General features: G+C 66.0%; 15 protein-coding genes and 1 tRNA gene. 9 read left to right on the forward strand and 7 right to left on the reverse strand.

What is annotated here, in order from left to right; translation table 11 throughout:
* Positions 1-24 precede the first annotated feature (24 nt).
* Positions 25-1,395, forward strand: coding sequence for a serine hydrolase domain-containing protein (locus AB0L82_RS20520; protein ID WP_364638309.1), 1,371 nt, complete (start codon positions 25-27; stop codon positions 1,393-1,395).
* A gap of 39 nt (positions 1,396-1,434) precedes the next feature.
* Here the strand turns inward: AB0L82_RS20520 and AB0L82_RS20525 are convergent, their stop codons facing one another.
* A complete protein-coding gene (locus tag AB0L82_RS20525) occupies positions 1,435-4,731 on the reverse strand; it encodes a BTAD domain-containing putative transcriptional regulator (RefSeq protein ID WP_364638312.1) in 3,297 nt (1,098 codons plus the stop codon).
* 51 nt (positions 4,732-4,782) lie between these two features.
* On the opposite strand from AB0L82_RS20525, the gene AB0L82_RS20530 reads away from it, so the two are divergent.
* The 6 genes from AB0L82_RS20530 to AB0L82_RS20555 all read left to right on the forward strand — a co-directional run bounded on the left by AB0L82_RS20530 (position 4,783) and on the right by AB0L82_RS20555 (position 10,809).
* A complete protein-coding gene (locus tag AB0L82_RS20530; protein ID WP_364638315.1) occupies positions 4,783-5,193 on the forward strand; it encodes a PaaI family thioesterase in 411 nt (136 codons plus the stop codon).
* 103 nt (positions 5,194-5,296) lie between these two features.
* Positions 5,297-6,373 (forward strand): phospho-N-acetylmuramoyl-pentapeptide-transferase, encoded by a 1,077-nt coding sequence (gene mraY / locus AB0L82_RS20535; protein WP_364638317.1) that lies wholly within the window; start codon positions 5,297-5,299, stop codon positions 6,371-6,373.
* Positions 6,374-6,504: 131 nt separating this feature from the next.
* Positions 6,505-7,410 (forward strand): metal-dependent hydrolase, encoded by a 906-nt coding sequence (locus AB0L82_RS20540; protein WP_364638320.1) that lies wholly within the window; start codon positions 6,505-6,507, stop codon positions 7,408-7,410.
* A gap of 5 nt (positions 7,411-7,415) precedes the next feature.
* Entirely contained in the window at positions 7,416-8,525 is a 1,110-nt protein-coding gene (locus tag AB0L82_RS20545; RefSeq protein ID WP_364640361.1) for a PDR/VanB family oxidoreductase, read from the forward strand.
* Positions 8,526-8,569: 44 nt separating this feature from the next.
* A complete protein-coding gene (locus AB0L82_RS20550; protein ID WP_364638322.1) occupies positions 8,570-10,333 on the forward strand; it encodes an SDR family oxidoreductase in 1,764 nt (587 codons plus the stop codon).
* A gap of 185 nt (positions 10,334-10,518) precedes the next feature.
* Entirely contained in the window at positions 10,519-10,809 is a 291-nt protein-coding gene (locus AB0L82_RS20555) for a hypothetical protein (RefSeq protein WP_364638325.1), read from the forward strand.
* 25 nt (positions 10,810-10,834) lie between these two features.
* On the opposite strand, the gene AB0L82_RS20560 is transcribed toward AB0L82_RS20555, so the two are convergent.
* From AB0L82_RS20560 to AB0L82_RS20570, 3 genes are all read right to left on the reverse strand, one after another.
* The gene (locus AB0L82_RS20560; RefSeq protein WP_364638328.1) at positions 10,835-11,323 is read right to left on the reverse strand and encodes a hypothetical protein; all 489 of its coding nucleotides are present in this window, start codon (positions 11,321-11,323) and stop codon (positions 10,835-10,837) included.
* A 102-nt stretch (positions 11,324-11,425) separates the two neighbouring features.
* On the reverse strand, positions 11,426-12,439 hold the full coding sequence (locus AB0L82_RS20565) for a TerC/Alx family metal homeostasis membrane protein (protein WP_364638331.1): 1,014 nt from the start codon (positions 12,437-12,439) through the stop codon (positions 11,426-11,428).
* A 209-nt stretch (positions 12,440-12,648) separates the two neighbouring features.
* Positions 12,649-13,077: a nitroreductase family deazaflavin-dependent oxidoreductase gene (locus AB0L82_RS20570; RefSeq protein ID WP_364638334.1), complete on the reverse strand. Its 429-nt coding sequence runs from the start codon at positions 13,075-13,077 to the stop codon at positions 12,649-12,651.
* 126 nt (positions 13,078-13,203) lie between these two features.
* Between AB0L82_RS20570 and AB0L82_RS20575 the strand changes: the two genes are divergently transcribed.
* Positions 13,204-13,584, forward strand: coding sequence for a DUF4234 domain-containing protein (locus AB0L82_RS20575; RefSeq protein ID WP_364638338.1), 381 nt, complete (start codon positions 13,204-13,206; stop codon positions 13,582-13,584).
* A 160-nt stretch (positions 13,585-13,744) separates the two neighbouring features.
* Positions 13,745-13,818, forward strand: a tRNA-Ile gene (locus tag AB0L82_RS20580).
* 13 nt (positions 13,819-13,831) lie between these two features.
* On the opposite strand, the gene AB0L82_RS20585 is transcribed toward AB0L82_RS20580, so the two are convergent.
* The 3 genes from AB0L82_RS20585 to aspT form a co-directional block, all read right to left on the reverse strand.
* On the reverse strand, positions 13,832-14,755 hold the full coding sequence (locus tag AB0L82_RS20585; RefSeq protein WP_364638341.1) for a TIGR03564 family F420-dependent LLM class oxidoreductase: 924 nt from the start codon (positions 14,753-14,755) through the stop codon (positions 13,832-13,834).
* Positions 14,756-14,898: 143 nt separating this feature from the next.
* Positions 14,899-15,480, reverse strand: coding sequence for a putative glycolipid-binding domain-containing protein (locus tag AB0L82_RS20590; RefSeq protein ID WP_364638344.1), 582 nt, complete (start codon positions 15,478-15,480; stop codon positions 14,899-14,901).
* 21 nt (positions 15,481-15,501) lie between these two features.
* Positions 15,502-17,184 (reverse strand): aspartate-alanine antiporter, encoded by a 1,683-nt coding sequence (gene aspT / locus AB0L82_RS20595; RefSeq protein ID WP_364638347.1) that lies wholly within the window; start codon positions 17,182-17,184, stop codon positions 15,502-15,504.
* Positions 17,185-17,193 lie beyond the last annotated feature (9 nt).

Here is a 17,193-nt window from a genome sequence, read left to right on the forward strand (position 1 = left end):
CGCACCACGGAAGAGGTATTCGAAATGTCCGAAATCGCGCTCCAGGAATTCGTCGCCGCCACCGCCGAGAAGTTCGGCATCCCCGGCATCAGCGTCGGTATCCGGGTCGACGGCCGCGAGATCTTCGCCGCGCACGGCGTCACCAGTATCGAGAATCCGCTGCCCGTCGACCGGGACACGCTGTTCACCGTCGGCTCGGTCAGCAAGACCTACACCGTCACCGCGATCATGCAGTTGGTCGCCGCGGGGAAGATCGAACTCGACGCACCGGTGCGCACCTATGTGCCGGAACTGACCCTGATCGACGAAACCTCCGCCGCGACAATCACTGTCGGGCAGCTGTTGAATCACACCTCCGGACTCGAATGGAATGTCATCAACGACACCGGTGAGGGCGATGACGCGCTGGCCCGGTTCGTCGCCGAATTGGCGCAGATCCCGCTCATCGCCGCGCCCGGCGTGCGCGCCTCCTACAGTCAGGCCGGATACAACCTGCTGGGCCGCGTTATCGAGAAGGTCACCGGACAGCCCTTCGAGGATGTCGTGCGCACCCGGGTGCTGGCCCCGCTGGGCTTGACCGCCACCGGCTACCTGCGCAATGAACTCATGACCCGCCGCTTCTCGGTCGGCCACGAGCGCGGCGAGGATGGCGAACTATCGGTGATCCGCGCCTGGAACGGCACCCGCGCCAATAACCCGGGCGGCGGCATCTCCTCCACGGTCACCGAGCAATTGCGCTGGGCGCGTTTCCAACTCGGCGACGGCACCACCGAGGATGGCGAAACCGTCCTGCCCACCGCATGGCTGGATCTGATGAAACAGCCCACCGTGCGGCTGAAGTCGAGCACCCTCGGTGATGCCCTGGGCCTGTGCTGGTTCCTGCGCGATGTCGACGGCGTCCGCACCGTCGGCCACGGCGGCTCGGCCTTCGGCCAGTTCGCGGAGCTGCTGCTGGTGCCCGAACGCGATTTCGCCATCTCGGTCATGTCCAACGCCAGCCCCGACGGCATCCCCGCCAATGTGGCCATCGTGCGCTGGGCCCTCGAGCACTACCTCGGCGTCATCGACTCCGATCCCGAACCGATCGCTCACGACCCCGACCGTGCCCGAGAACTGGTGGGCACCTACGACATCGACGCCATGACCATGACCGTCCTGATGGACGACGCGGGCCTATCCCTGGAATGCAAGATCAAGCCCGAAATCCGCGCCGCCTCCGACACCGACCTCCCCCAGGACCACCCGCCCTTCCCCTTCGGCCTGCTCCCCGGCGACAGCGACGAATACATCATCACCGAAGGCTCCTTCAAGGGTCAGCGCGGCTACTTCAGCCGCAACACCTCCGGCGAGATCACCGGCCTCGACCTGGCCGGCCGCCTCTTCACCCGGGTCTAGCACCACCGGGTGGCGGACTACCCGCCACCCGGCGCAGTGTCAGGGCGTTGGTAGTTCGGCGCGGAGGCGGGCCAGGGCTTCGTCTCGGGGGAGGTCGGAGCCGGTGAGGTAGGCGGTTCGGAAGGGTTGTTCGCCCAGGCGGGTGATGAGTTCGGTGATGAGGGTGCGGAGTTCGGGTTCGCCGTCGTCGAAGACGCCGCGGATTACGGCGCTCAGGCCCAGTGAGGTGGCGGCGGCGGATGGATCATCCTCCAGCAGTTGCAATTTGGCCAGTAGTTCCGCCGCCTGCGCGGTAGCCTCGGCGACCGCCGCGACGTCACCGTAGACGAATGCGCCCTCGATGACCTCGGGGAGAAGTGTGCGAGCTGCGGCGGCGGAACCGTCGGCGAGCCGATCTGCCATGCGCGCCATCGCGATTCGGTTGAGTACGATGCCGTCGGGGATCGGCAACCGCCCGATGCGCTGTTCGAGCAGATCCAGATCGCGCTCGGCCTGCGCCACATCGCCGGTGCGACGGTGCAATTCGGCCTCGCTGAAACCGAGGACGGCCGTCATTCGGGCATAGCCGAGTTCTTCCGCCACCCGCTGTGCGGCGCGGATATCGTTCTCGGCGCCGGCGAAGTCGCCGCTGCGCATGCGTTCCCGGGTCAGTTCGGTGCGGCTGGTGAAGACATCGTCTTCCATCCCGAGTTCGGAGGCGATGACCACGGCTCGCCCGAAGGCCGCGATGGCTTCGTCGTGCGCGCCGCGCAGCGAATGATCCCGCCCGACCGCGAGCAGAGCCATACCGAGTCCCCAGCGGTCTCCGGCGATCTCGAAGTCCCGCAGGGCTTCCCGCCGCTCCACGGCTCCGGCGAGCAGCTCACCGCGCCCGGTGAACGCCATATCCCGCGCGAGATGCGCACTGGCTCGCAGCCACGGGTCCGGCCATTCCAGCGCCCGCGCCAGCTGCCGCTCCCCCAGCTCATCCTCACCGGCTTGAAATGCGAGCAGCGAAGTCCACAGCGGCAGTGCGGGATGGAATTCCAATGCCCCGGTCCGAACGCAGTCCTCGACCAGTTCGCGCACCGACACCGATTCATCGGCGGGCGCTCCGGCCATCAGCTGAATCACCCGGTAGGCGGCTCGCGCGTCCTCCGGTAGCTCGTCACCGAAGCGCAGGACACCGGCGATGGCGGTCTCGAACTGGCTGCTCATCCCCCGAATCCCCCAGTACCAGAACATGGCCCGAGTGAACCGGCTCGCCAACTGTGCCTGTCCCGCGGCATCGAACTGTCCTGCGTCGCGCTCTCCGGCGGCAGGTGGTTGGGTTGCACGGAGGGCGGCGGCCATATTCGCGTGTTCGGCGTCGAAAACGGCTATGGCGCTGAGTTGTTCACCGGTGCGCAGCAGAGGTTCGAGTTGTTCGGCGAGTACCAGGTAGTGGTGGGTGAAGACGGTGGTGAGGTCATCCTTTGAGTTCACGAGTTGCTCGGCGGCATAGGCGCGAATGGTTTCGAGCATGCGATAGCGGGGTTGATCATCATCCGACGCCTGCACCACGGACTTCTCGACCAGTGCGCCGAGAAGGTAGACGATATCGTCGGCGGGGAGCGCGTCATCGGCGCAAATGGCCTCCAGCGCTTCGATTGTCGCGCCGCCGGGGAACGCCGACAGGCGGCGGGCGAGAATGCGCTCCGAATCCTCCAGCAGGTCCCAGCTCCATTCCACCAGGGCGAGCAGGGTGCGCTGGCGCGGCAGGGCGGTGCGGCTGCCGGAGGTGAGCAGCCGGAAGCGATCGTCCAGTCGGCGAGCGATCTGATCGATGCTCATGGCGCGGAGTTTGGCGGCCGCCAACTCCAAAGCCAGTGGGACGCCGTCGAGTTGGCGGCAGATCTCCACGACCGGTCCGACGGTGCGATCGTCCAAGGCGAACCCCGGGCGCACGGCGACGGCACGATCGAGGAACAGCTGTACCGCCGGGGACCGTTGCGCGACAGCGGCTTCGGTGACCGATGCCGGCACCGCCAGCGGCTCCAGGTGGCACAGCGCCTCACCGGTGATGGCGAGCGGCTCGCGGCTGGTGGCGAGAATCCGCAACTGCGGCAGCCGATCCAGCAGGCGCGCGGCGAGTTCGGCCGCGGCGGCGATAACGTGCTCGCAATTGTCCAGAACCAGTACCGCCGCACCGACATCGAGCAGTTCGGCAAGTCGCGCGGTCTTATCCGTCGTGCTCCCGTCCGCGGCCCGATCCAACGCTCCCGCAACGGCATCGGCGAGTTGATCCGGTGCCCCGATCTCGGCCAGCGGCACGAAGAACACGAGTCCACCGCCATACCGGGACACGGCCTCGAGCGAGAGCCGAGTCTTCCCCGCCCCACCCGGTCCGACAATGGTGACCAGCCGCGATTCCCCGAGCAGCCGTGCGACGGCAGCCAATTCCCCATCCCGCCCGACGAAGCTGGTCAACCGCGCAGGCAACGTACTCCCGACGGGTTCCCTACGCACGGGCGGACTTTCGAGCTCCCCGCGCAGCAGCGCGAGATGGGTATCCCGCAATTCCGCCGAGGGGTCGATCCCGAGCTCATCCCCGAGCCGCTCCCGCATATCCTCGTACACCGCGAGCGCATCGGACTGCCGTCCCGCCGCTGCCAGCGCCCGCATGCGCAGCGCGGCGAGCCGCTCACTCAGCGGATGCGCACTCCCCTCGACCTCGAGATCCACGAGAATCTCCGCGAATCGCCCCACTTGAATCTCAGCGGCAAACCGATCCTCGACCGCCCCGGCCCGCATATCCTCCAGCCGCGCGGCCACGGACCGCACGAACGGCGCATCCTCCACATCCCCGAGCACCGGCCCGCGCCACAACCCGAGCGCCTCGGTAAGCGCCGCCGCCGCGGACTCCGCTCGCGCCCGCGCGGATTCAGCCCGCCCCGCGCCCGATTCGGCCTGCCCGGCCGCGAGTTCCCGCCGCCCCCGCGTGACCAGCTCCTCGAACCGCTCGGCGTCAACCTCGATCCCGGGCAGTCGATACCCGCCCGCCCCGAGCTCCACGGTCCCCGCCCCACCCAGCGCCCGCCGCAATCGCGATACCAGCGCCTGCAACGCCCCCGAGGCATCAGCAGGCGGATCCTCCCCCCACAACCCGTCGATCAGCACCCCCACCGGCACCGCCCCACCGGCCTCCAGTGCCAGCCGGGCCAGCAACATCCGCACCCGAACCCCACCGACCTCGATGGATGACCCATCCCCGGCCCACGCCACCACCGGCCCCAGCACACCTACCCGCACCCGCCGAGTCTGGCAGAACCGCACCACCGCATGCGAGCCCGTGGTGAAGGCGTGGACGGTCCGCATTACTCGCGAGGTAATCGACGCGGATCACTCCCTTCAGGCACAGTCGATCTCATGACTGAATCTCCATTGGATCCGATCGGCGCGAAACTCTTCAGCACCATGCCGTTCGCGGACCGGCTCGGTATCGAGGTGCTCGAGCATGGCCCGGAGCAGGTGCGCAGCCGCCTGGCCTGGGATGAATCGCTGTGCACGCTGGGTGGCGGTGTGCACGGTGGCGCGCTGATGGCGCTGGCGGATTCCACGGGTGCGGTGTGCGCGTTCCTGAATCTGCCCGAGGGCAAGCAGGGCACCACTACGGTGGAGTCGAAGACGAATTTCCTGCGCGGCGTGCGTTCGGGCTATGCCACCGCGACGGCGCGCCCGTTGCACGCGGGCCGCAGTTTCATCGTGGTGGAGACCGAAATCCGGGATGACGCAGGAAAACTCGTCGCCAAGGTGACCCAGACGCAGGCGGTGCTCTAACCATCCCACCCCCGTACTGCCCGTTGAGCCGAACCCGCCTGTGAACCGTGGTACCGGCTGGCGATAGCGTCATGGCGAACGTTCGGCAGCATGAGGTGGTCAGATGAGGCAGATTCTTTTCGCGGTGATGATCGCGCTCGCGGTGTCGATAACACTGACACCGCTGCTCATCAAGCTGTTCGCGAAAAGGAATGTCGGACAGGAGATCCGGTCCGACGGCCCGGCCAGCCATCAGGCCAAGCGCGGCACCCCGACCATGGGCGGTATCGCCATCCTGGTCGGTATGTGGGCCGGGTACCTGGGCTCGCATCTGATCGGAATCCGCTATGACGCAGAGGGTTTGACCGTCTCGGGCCTGCTGGTGCTGGGCCTGGCGACCGCGCTGGGCATCGTCGGATTCCTGGACGACTACATCAAACTCACCAAACGCCGCAATCTCGGCCTCACCGCCAAGGGCAAATACCTGGGCCAGCTCACCGCCGCCATTGTCTTCGGCGTGCTGGCGTTGCGCTTCCCGAACAGCTCCGGCCTGACCCCGGGCAGCCGCCACCTGTCCTATGTCCGCGACTACACCTTCCTGTCCTTCGGCGTGGTCGTCTTCCTGGTGCTTGTGGTGTTCCTGGTGGTGGCCTGGTCGAACGCCGTCAATATCACCGACGGCCTGGATGGTCTGGCCGCGGGTTCCATGGCCCTCGCGCTGGGCGCGTACGTGATCGTCACGCTCTGGCAGTACACCAACGCGTGTTCCATCAAGCCCGGCCCGGCCTGCTATCAGGTCCGCGACCCGCTGGATCTGGCCCTGGTCTGCGCCTCGGGGGCGGCGGCCTGTATCGGCTTCCTATGGTGGAATGCCAATCCGGCCAAGATCTTCATGGGCGATACCGGCTCGCTGGCGCTGGGTGGGCTTATCGCCGGCATCTCGATCACGACCCGCACCGAACTGCTCATGGTGGTGATCGGCGCGCTGTTCGTGGCGGAGATTCTGTCGGTGCTACTGCAGATCGCGGTCTTCCGGACCACCCGGACCCGGCTGTTCAAGATGGCCCCGTTCCATCACCACTTCGAGCTCAGCACCTGGCCGGAGACCGCGGTGATCATCAGATTCTGGCTGCTCGGGGGCATTTCCGCAGGCGTCGGCCTGATGCTCTTCTACGGTGAGCACCTCGCCACGGCACATTGACGTTTTAGCTGTTACTGGCAGTTCCATATATGCGTAGAATATTGCTACGCTCACGAAGCAAACGATGACCGGGCCCAGCGCCCGGCCGTCACGCCACAAAGTTGTGTCATTGGAACTAACCAGGAGTATCGATGAAGCTACTTCCGAAACTGGGCCGCCGTACGGTGATCGAACCCGGCGAGGTAGCCCTGCACGCGCGGAACGTGCGCTTCGACTGGTCGAACACCAAACCGGTGTGGATGGCCTCCGAACCCATCGCCTCACACGTCCTCAATGCGCTGAGCATGCTGCTGCCCGAGGGCGAGCGCATGTTCCTGGTGACCTACGGCGAAGCCCTGGAACTGGTGCGCGACGAGAAGCTGCGCGAGGCCATGATCGGCTTCATCGGCCAGGAATCCATGCACGCCGAAAGCCATAACGGAGCCCTCGAAGAGGTGCTGGCCGCGCACGGCATCGACGTCGAACCCTATGTGCGGCAGGCGGAATTCCTCTTCCGCAAGACCCTGGGCCACCGCGACATGCCCACCGCCGCGGCCCAGCAGCAGGTGCTGGTGGAACGCCTGGGCGTGATCGCCGCGCTGGAACACTTCTTCGCCTTCCTCGGCGATTGGATCCTCAACGCCGATCTGGAGAAGTTCGACGCCGACCCGCAGATGCTGGACCTGTTCCGCTGGCACGGGGCCGAAGAGGTCGAGCACCGCATGGTCGCGCACGATGTCGCCGAGTACTTCGGGGTGGGCTATGTCCGCCGCGGGGCGCTCATGCTGCTCGTCTTCCCGATCTTCATCGCACTGCTGCTGCGCGGCACCAAGTACCTGGTGCATCAGGATCCGGCGCTGCCCGATCACCGGTATCCGGTGCTGGTGCTGCGGATATTCGCGTGCATGTGGCGCGGTTCGGTGCCCGGTATCCCGTCGCTGCTGATCAGCGCCCTGTCCACGTTCAAGCCCGGTTACAGCCCCGAACCCGTTGGCTCGACCGCGCAGGCCGTGGCGTACCTGGCGCAGTCCCCGGCGGCTCGGATCATGGCCTCGTGACCACCATGAACACCATCCGGCCGGTTCCCGCCACGCCGCCGGCGGATCTGTACGGCAGGGCGCGCGTCGACCGCGCCACCCGCGTGCTGGATCTGATCGCCGAATCACGGCTGCGCTGGACCACTTTCGTGAATCGGAAGCAGCCGCCCGCGGCCATCGACGACCGGCGCATCCCGCTGGTGCTGGTGGAGCGCCGGGTGGAGGCGCACGACACCGATGTCATCAGCCTGATGTTCACCGCACCGGACGGCCGGGCGCTGCCGGAATGGCGGCCGGGCGCGCATCTGGATCTGGAGCTGCCCTCGGGCAAGGTGCGGCAGTACTCGCTGTGCGGTGATCCCGCCGACCGGCACGCCTATCGAATCGCGGTGCGCCGCATACCGAATGGTGGCGGCGGCTCACTCGAGGCGCATGAGGCGCTCACCGTGGGCACGGCGGTCACCGTGCGCGGACCGCGCAATGCCTTCCCGTTCGTGCTGCCCGGTTATGGATCCTCCGCCGCCCGAGTGCACTTCGTGGCGGGCGGGATCGGCATCACGCCGATTCTGCCGATGATCCGCATGGCGCATCGCCTCGGCGTCGACTGGACCATGACCTATGTCGGGCGCAGCCGGGACACGATTCCCTTTCTCTCCGAGGTGGAATCGTTCGGATCGCGCGTCAGCGTACGCACCGATGACGAGCACGGGCTGCCCACCGCGGCCGATCTGCTGCCCGGCGTCGGCCCCGATACCTCGGTCTACTGCTGCGGTCCGGTCATGATGACCCAGACCATCGCCGACGCCGTGCGCGATATGCCCGGCGTGGAAATGTATTCCGAGCGTTTCTCACCGCCGCCGGTGGTCAACGGCACCGCCTTCCAGGTGGAGCTGGCCCGCACCGGTGAGGTCATCGACGTCCCCGCGGACAAGTCGGTGCTCGAAGAAGTGCTCAAAGTCCGCCCGGACAGCGCGTATTCGTGCCGTCAGGGTTTCTGCCGCACCTGCCGGGTGAGCACAGTGCGCGGCGAGGTGGATCATCGCGACACCGTGCTCACCGATACCGAGCGCGCCGCGGGCGACATGCTCATCTGCGTATCGCGTTGCACCGGTGACCGTTTGGTCCTGGACCTCTAGACCTCAGCCCTGGCTCCATTCCTCCGAGCTTCGTGGAGAAGACCGTGACCGAACAGACCATCATCCCCGCCTCCGAGCGCATCGTGCGCAGCGGCGAATTCGATATCGCCGTCTACGAATACGGTGAGCCGTCCGCGGAAACCATTGTGCTGGTGCACGGCTGGCCCGATGACAATCACCTGTGGGATCGGGTGGTGCCGCTGCTGGCCGACCGCTTCCACGTGGTCACCTACGACACCCGCGGGCACGGCCGGTCCACCCGCACCGATCGCACCGAGGATTACCGGCTCGAGCATTTCGCCGCCGATTTCTTCGCGGTCGCCGACGCGGTGAGCCCGGACGCGCCCGTGCACGTGCTCGCACACGACTGGGGTTCGGTGGAGATGTGGGAGGCCGTGTGCGAACCGCAAGCGGCCGAACGCATTTCGTCCTTCACCTCGGTATCCGGCCCGAACCTGGACCATATGGGCGCCTGGATGCAGAAGAACGTGGCGCGCGGCAAGCTCTGGGGGCCGTTCACCCAGCTGCTGTCCTCCACCTACACCGGCCTGTTCATGACCCCGGTGCTGCCGCGCGTGCTGCTGCGCCCCCTGGGCACCGAGAAGGTGTGGTCGCGGTTCGTCGGGCTGATGAACGACACCTCGCCGGAGAACATCAAGTTCGGGCCGGAGTTCCGCCGCGACTTCTTCGACGGAATGCGCATCTACCGCGCCAATATCGTGCAGCGGGTGACCGGTCCGCGCGAGCGCCGCACCGAGGTTCCGGTGCAGCTGGTCATCGCGCGCCGGGATGTGGCGGTGCGCGCCGCACCGTACGCCGACACCAAGGAGTGGGCGCCCAACCTGTACCGGCGTGAGGTCGGCGGCGGGCACTGGCTGCCGTTCTCGCATCCGGAACTGCTGGCCACCTCGACCATCGAATTGATCGATTCGCTGCGCACCGGGGAGACCTCGCGGGCGCTGCGCCGTGCCGAAGTAGGCCGGGAGCAGCGGCCTTTCGAGGATCAGCTGCTGGTCATCACCGGCGGCGGCAGCGGTATCGGCCGTGAGACCGCGCTGGCCTTCGCCCGCCAGGGTGCGGAGGTGGTGCTCTCGGACATCAACCTCGATTCCGCCAAGGAGACCGTGGAACTCATTGCGCGCGAAGGCGGTACGGCGCACGCGTACCAGCTGGACGTATCCTCCGAGGCCGCGGTCACCGAACACGCCGCCGCGGTGATCGCCGCGCACGGGGTGCCGGACATCCTGATCAACAATGCGGGCATCGGGCAGGCAGGCGATTTCTTCGACACGCCCGCCACGGAATTCGATCGCGTGCTCAATATCAATCTCTACGGCGTGATCAATGGCTGCCGCACCTTCGGTAAGGCCATGGCCGATCGCGGGCTCGGCGGGCATATCGTCAATCTGTCGTCGATGGCCGCCTATACGCCGCAGCGCGGTTTCTCGGCGTACTCGACGAGTAAGTCGGCGGTATTCATGTTCTCCGACTGCCTGCGTGCGGAATTGTCCGGCAAGGGTATCGGCGTGCATACCATCTGCCCCGGTATCGTGCACACCAATATCGTTGCCAACACTCGTTTCTCGGGCGTCTCGGCCGAGGTCGAGGCCGCCAAGCAGGAGCGCTTCGACAAGCTGTACGCGGCCCGCCGCTACGGTCCGGAGAAGGTCGCGGCGCAGATCCTCAAGGCCGTGGAGCAGAACCGCGACGTGGTGCCGGTGACCCCGGAAGCCTGGTTGCAGTACCGCTTCAACCGCTTCGCCCCGGCCGTGGCGCGGTTCTTCGCGGCGCGCGTGAAGCTCACGTAACACGAAATAAGCATGTGCCCCTCGCGGATATCCGCGGGGGGCTTTTTCGTGTCCCGAAATTGCGTGTACCCAGCAGCGCGGGCGTTCACACCCATTCCCATTCCCCGAATTGCGGGGTCTGTCGAGCCGTCTTGCGGCGCTGTAGTTTTCAATTACAACAAATGACACCGGGGAGGGGAATCGCAATGCATGGGATCATTGCCTGCATCATTTTCGTGGCTTTGGCGGTGCCGGTCGCGGTGTTGATCTGGTCGAGCAATCGCGCGGAGATCAAGACTCGGGGCCGCCGCAATCGGAGTTCGAGCTACCGCTACGGCAGCAAATACGGCGGCAGCGGCAGCAGCGGTTCGGCAAGCTGCGGCGGCGGCGGTTGCGGCGGCGGGCACGGTCATGGCGGCTGCGGTGGCGGTAGCGGGTGCGGTGGCGGCGGTTGCGGCGGTGGGGGCGGCTGCGGTGGGGGCGGCGGCGGAAGTTGAGCTATCGATTGCGGCGCTGCGGATTTCAGGCTTCGGCCCGCAGCGCCGCTTCGATGAGATCGACCCGCTCACCCGGGACGCCCCACGGGTCATCCACTCCCACAACGGTATCCAGGTCCCACAGCACGCACTTCTCGTCCGGCTGCGCCACCATGCTCCAGGCGACCACGGTGCGGCCGAGCTGATCGGACATCGGATCATCCGGATTGCCCGAGCTCTCACCGGCCGGGAAGTGGTGCAGGAAGCGGCCGTACGCGCTGTCACAGAAGCGCTGATAGCGCATGGTGCACAGAATGAGTCCGTGCCATGCCTCATCGACCGCGAACGACGGCATTCCGATCACCTGTCCGTCCCGCATGGCCGCCCCGCAGCAGCGAAGCCATTGCCGCAGACCGGTTTCCACCAGATCGCGGGGCTGCCAGGGGCAGGTCTTGTAGACGGCTTCGGGGAGCACCAGGTCCCGCACCGCGTTATTGATCCGGTCGACCCCGAGTGGCCGGAAACGTTGCAGCATCATGATTCACGGTACTTCGAGAAGTCGGGGACGCACATGGCGGTGATTCTGGGGGCTGCCGGAACGGCGAACCGCCGGGCATGGCTGCCCGGCGGTATCGGCTCAGTTGGCGGTTTCGACGTCCCGGTTCTGACCCCGGGTGGCGCGCAGGCTGGTGAAGGTCACCGTCGCCAGCACCACCACGATCACCACGAGCGACGCAGCGGTCGGGATGGTCGGCACACCGCTCCAGACGCCGTGCGCCCAGTGCAGCACCAGCTTCACGCCGATGAAGGCGAGAATGGCGGCCAGGCCGTAGGCCAGGTGCACCAGTCGCGAGAGCGCGGCGTGCAGCACGAAATACAGTGCGCGCAAACCGAGTAGCGCGAAGGCGTTGGTGGCGAACACCAGGAACGGGTCACCGGTGACGCCGTACACGGCGGGCACGGAGTCGACGGCGAATACCAGGTCGGTGACGATCACGGCGGCGACGACCAGCGCCAGCGGGGTGAGGGCGCGGCGTCCGGCCTCGATCACGGTCATCTTGGTGCCGCGGTAGTCATCGGTGACGGGCATGAACCGGCGCATCAGCTTCACCGATTTCATGGACGAGACATCGACTTCCTGATCATGCCCGCCCGCCGCGTCGGCCAGCAGTTTCACCGCGGTGACCAGCAGAATCAGACCGAACAGCAGGAACGCCCAGTCCAGCGTGGCCAGGGCGGCCGCGCCGAGTGCGATGAAGATGCCGCGCAGGACCAGCGCGCCGGCGATGCCGTAGAGCAACACCCGCTGTGCCAGCGCCACCGGAACCGCGAAGGCGGACAGCAGCAGCATGAACACGAAGAGGTTGTCGACCGAGAGCGATTTCTCCAGCAGATAACCGGTGAAGAACTCCAGTCCGGTCTCATTGCCGTTGCGCACCCACAGGAAGATGCCGAAGGCCACCGGCAGGGCGATGTAGAAGACCGTCCACCCGATCGCCTCGCGCATCGAAACCTCGTGCGGGCGGCGGGTTATCGCGAAATCCAGGACCAGCAGCGCCAGCACCACACCGATGGTGCTCGCCCACAACCAGGGCGTTCCGATGGATTCGATGGCGGCGGGGCTCGCCAGGAATGATAGATCAGTACTCATAGGACCTCCTCGGGCAGGAAAAACCGCCTGAGGTCTCCTTCACCCGTGTCCATGGGCAACCACCCGGGGATCACGATGGCGCGATCCGTACTGACCGGAATGATTCTTGGGAAGTACTCCCCTCGTCCGCAGAGGATAGCGGATCTGTAACTCACCTGTCCAACACGCCGCGCCGTGGTCTCGCTCACCCCGGCGCGGCTTTTATGCCTCTACCTGGGGCTGAGCACCACGACGGCGATCTGCCGGGAAGTCTTCTTCTGATATTCCGCGTATCGCCCGCCATTGACCTTGTCGACCAGGGCGAAGCGGCGCGCGTACTCCGGGTCATCCGGATAGGTCGGCGTGGCGGTCACCTGAATCTTGGTGGTCCCCACCTGGATCTCGCAGTCCGGCTTGGCCTTCACATTGGCCAGCCAGCCCGGCGGCCGCGACGATCCACCATTGGAGGCCGTCACCAAGTAATCCTTGCCGTCCTTGGCGTAGGTGAGCGCCGAGGTCCGCGGCTGCCCCGTCTTGCGCCCGACGGTCCGCAACAACAGCGTCGGATTCCCGAACAGCAGCCGATGCCCGACCAGCCCGCCGCTCTTCTCATAGATCCACTGATGCCCACGTAGCACATTCACGAACAGATTCGCCATGACTTCCTCCCGCTGAGTGGTAACGCCACCCTATGCGCTTCACGATCTGCTCACGAAGCCGCCACTACGGTTGCCTCGCTCGCAACACCGGGAGCCCCAACTCCCCTACACACCACCAGGATTCACATGAACCCCACCCAGCTGGCCACCCCCGTCAAAGAACGCAACCCCGTCCTGGTCTGGCTGGTCTGGCCCCTGATCACCCTGGGCATCTACTTCTTCGTCTGGTACTACAAGATCCACAAGGAGATGGCCGAACTCCGCCGCGATCCCGACGCCCCGGTAGCAGGCCCCCTCCTGGTCATGATCTTCCTGTCCTGGACCGGCATCGCCTTCCTGATCAGCTTCTGGCGCACAGGCGACCGCATCAAAGCTTCCCAAGAGGCCGCAGACCTCGAGGGCACCTGCAACCCCCTCCTCGGCTTCCTCCTGAACTTCGTCTTCGGCCTCGGCATCCTCTACTACCAGCTCGAACTCAACAAGATCCCCGCCCGCTTCGCCCAGTAGCAGACCCGTTCTCCCCGTACCACTTTCAGGAAAACGAATCCCCCGTCGACACCGTCGGCGGGGGATTTCCACATCAACCTACGACACCGTAGCCCCCAACTAGGCATCCCCCACCGGGTCGGGGTAACATCGCGAGGCCCGCAGCTCCCCGCAGCGGTCAGGGGCGGTAGCTCAGTCGGTTAGAGCCGTGGACTCATAATCCATTGGTCGCGGGTTCGAGCCCCGCCCGCCCCACTCGGATCGCATCTCATGCGCCGGCCCGGTCGGCAGCGAGTTGGCCTGCCAGTTCCCAGGTGCGGCGTTCATCTTCGGGGCTGCCCAGATCGGTACTGGTGATGACTACTTCGGTGGCTCCGGCTTCGAAATAGCGGTGGATTCCGGCGGCTACGGTTTCCTCGTCGCCGATCAGGGCCAGGTCTGCGGCGCGGGATGCGCCCTCCAAGTTGATTACTCGGCTGTAGGAGGGGACCTGTTCGTAGAAGGACAGTTGGTCGAGGGCGTGGGCGCGGACCGCCTCGATGTCGGCGGTGACCACGGCTGGGACGAAGGCGACCACGCGGGGTTTGGTGGCCGATGCGCGGGTGACCGCCGGGACGATATGGGTGGTCAGGGTTTTCGGACCGGCCAGGTAGGGGAGGATGCCGTCGGCGAGTTCGCCGCTGACGGATAGCGCCTGCGGGCCCATTGCGGCCACCAGCACGGGGGGCCGGGGTTGAGCGCCGGGGACTGCCGTTGGCAGGGTCGGTGTGACGGTCAGCAGTTCGCCGTGGAAATCGGCCGTGCCGGTCTCGAGTAATTGCAGTGTCGCGGTGAGGAATTCACGCAGACGAGCGATGGGACGGTCGAATGGCGTTCCGAACGCGCCGGCGACGAGGGTCGAACCCACGGCCAATCCGAGGTGGTAGCGGCCATGTGTCGCGGCCTGCGCGGTTTGGGCCTGTGCGGCCACGTTCACCGGGTGGCGGCCGATGACGGGAATGGCCGAGGTTCCTACCTGGAGGCCGGGGACTTCGCGGCCCACGATCGCGGCCAGGGCCGGTGAGTCGTAGTCCATTCGTTGGCCGAACCAGGCGGATTTCAGGCCGAGGTCGTGGGCTGTTCGGGCCTTTGCCACAATGGCGTCGACGTAGTTCTCCACGTTCGTGGCGGCCAGCGCGATTCCGATGGTCATGCCATGGCCAACCCGCGTGCGGTACCGGCTGTTCCCGCGAGCCTGTATTGAAATCACTTTGAGCACAATGCTTTTCGGGAACTCGCAACCGTGGGCAAATACTAAGTCCACGTGATTTCTCCGACCTCTGGAGTGATTCGAGGTCAACCCGCGCGGGTCGCGATTCCGGGGTAGTTCAGCACAAGGCCGGAGGCGTCGTAGATCAGGGTGCCGGTGAAGTCGAAGGTGGGGGCGGCGTATTCGTAGCGGTGGTGCCCGTCGGAATCCGGGATGCGGCGGTAGTGCTGCTCCAAGCGATCGACCGTGAGGTCGGTGGCGCGGATATAGGCCGCTGGGGCGGGTGAATTCGCGCCGACGGACAGGTTCAGCCGGTGGATGGGGAAAGCGTTGGTCATGGCGGAGGATTCGAGGTCTATGTCGAGGCAACCGTCGAGATGCGGTGCGGGGGCGCCGTTCACGAGCCAGTGCGCGGTGCCGTCGGTTTCGAGTTTTATCGACCGCTGGCCGGACCGGGTCCGGCTGGTGATGCGGGCCGCCCGGGTGGACCAGTCGGGCGCCAGGGCGATGCGATACTCGACGATCCAGGTTTCACCGAGTTCGATTGCGGTGGTACAGCCTTCGATCCGAAGCCCGTTCCCGAGCCGTTCGAAGTAGGCGACCTCGAAGCCGGAGCGGGCGTCGGAATGCGACCATGCCGCGGACGCGGGAGGAGGCGTGAATGTCATGGCCGCCTCCCGTCTTTCGCATCAGGATATGGCTTCGGTCATGGCCACGGCTATGGGTCCTAGCAGTGGAAGCGCGACATTCGAGAGCGCGTAGACGATCGTGTACGACATCAAAGGCGTCGCATTGCCCGCCACCTGCTGCACCGCCGTAATGCCGGGCGTCGAGCATTGCTGACCCGTGATCGCGCCCAGGGCAAGCGGCGCAGGGAGTTTCATGAACCTCCAGGCCACCACGAGCGAGATGCACGCGGGAATGGCGGTCATGAGAATGCCCGCGATCGGAAGCCCGAAGCCGAACTTCTGCACCAGGTCCACGGCTTGCGGTCCGGAGGTCAAGCCGACCACGGCGATGAACACCGAGAGCCCGAGGGTCTTGATGACATCTGCCGCGGCGGGCGCGTATTGGCCGATCTCGGGATTCCTGGAGCGGAACCACCCGAAGAGCAGACCGGTGAGCAGGCATCCGCCACCGGTGCCGAGGGTCAGCGGGATACTCCCTACCTGCACAACGATTTTGCCGATCATGAAGCCGAGCGCCACGCCCAGCGCGATGTAGATGATGTCGGCCTTGACACTCGGGTCCAGCCGATAGCCAAGCGACGGAACGACTTTGGCGAGATCTGCCTTGGAACCGGTGAGCCGCACCGTATCTCCGCGCTGCACCGCCATACTCGTATGCAGCGGCAGCTCCTTGTCCTCGCGGACCACGCCGGTGACGTACAGCCGGTTGCCGAGTTGTTTGTCGATATCGCCGAGGGTGGCGGCGGTCTGCCGGTGATCGAGCACCACCTGATCGATCTCCAGCGCGGTCTCCAGATCCGAACTGGGCACGATCTCCGGCCCGATGGCGTCCTCCGCGGGCACCATATCCGCGCGCGGCCCCACCACCAGCACCTGATCCCCGGCCCGCAGCACGACATCGTCGGCGACCGCGATCGCCTTGCCGCCCCGCAACATTCGCTCCACGGTCAAATGCCCGCCGAGATCCGCGGTTACCGTGGCGATGGTCTGCCCGGCCACCCGCCGCACTTGGAAGGCGCGCCCGATGAGATCGGGTGCGGCGGCGACCTCCGATCCATCGGAGTCGTCATCACCGCCACCGAGCTGCTTCCACAGCTTCGCCGCCTCATCACGCAGATTGATGCGCATGACGAGCGGGAACACCTGACTCGTCAGCAACACCACCACGATGAGCCCGCAGATGTACGAAATCGAGTACGCCGTACCGACATTCGCCTGCATGGCCGCGATCTCGTCGGCGGGCCGATCCAGCCGCGAGATGGCGTCGGTAGCGGTGCCGACCGCCGCCGATTCGGTGGCTCCACCCGCGAGCAGCCCGGACGCCGTCCCCGGATCGAGCTTCATGACCACCGTCGTGACCGCGGTGATCGACAGCACGCTGGCGACCTCGATCAGCGTGAAAGTGCCGTACTTCAAGCTCTTTCGGTTCAGGCTGCCGAAGAATGTCGGCCCGGAGATATAGCCGAGCGTGAAGATGAACAGCGCGAAGGCGATATTCTTCACCTGCGCGTTCACCGTGATGTGCCCGGCCATTCCGACGAAGATCGCCACGATCAGGGTTCCGGCCACACCGCCCAGCGACAGTTTCCAGATCCTGATCTTGCCGATCGCGTAACCCAGTGCCAGGCAGAGGAATAGCGCGGCCTCGGGGGTCTCCTGCAGGAACCTTTTTATCGCATCCATGAAACCGTC

The organism is Nocardia sp. NPDC052001 (assembly GCF_040680615.1).
In the GTDB taxonomy this organism is placed as follows: domain Bacteria; phylum Actinomycetota; class Actinomycetes; order Mycobacteriales; family Mycobacteriaceae; genus Nocardia.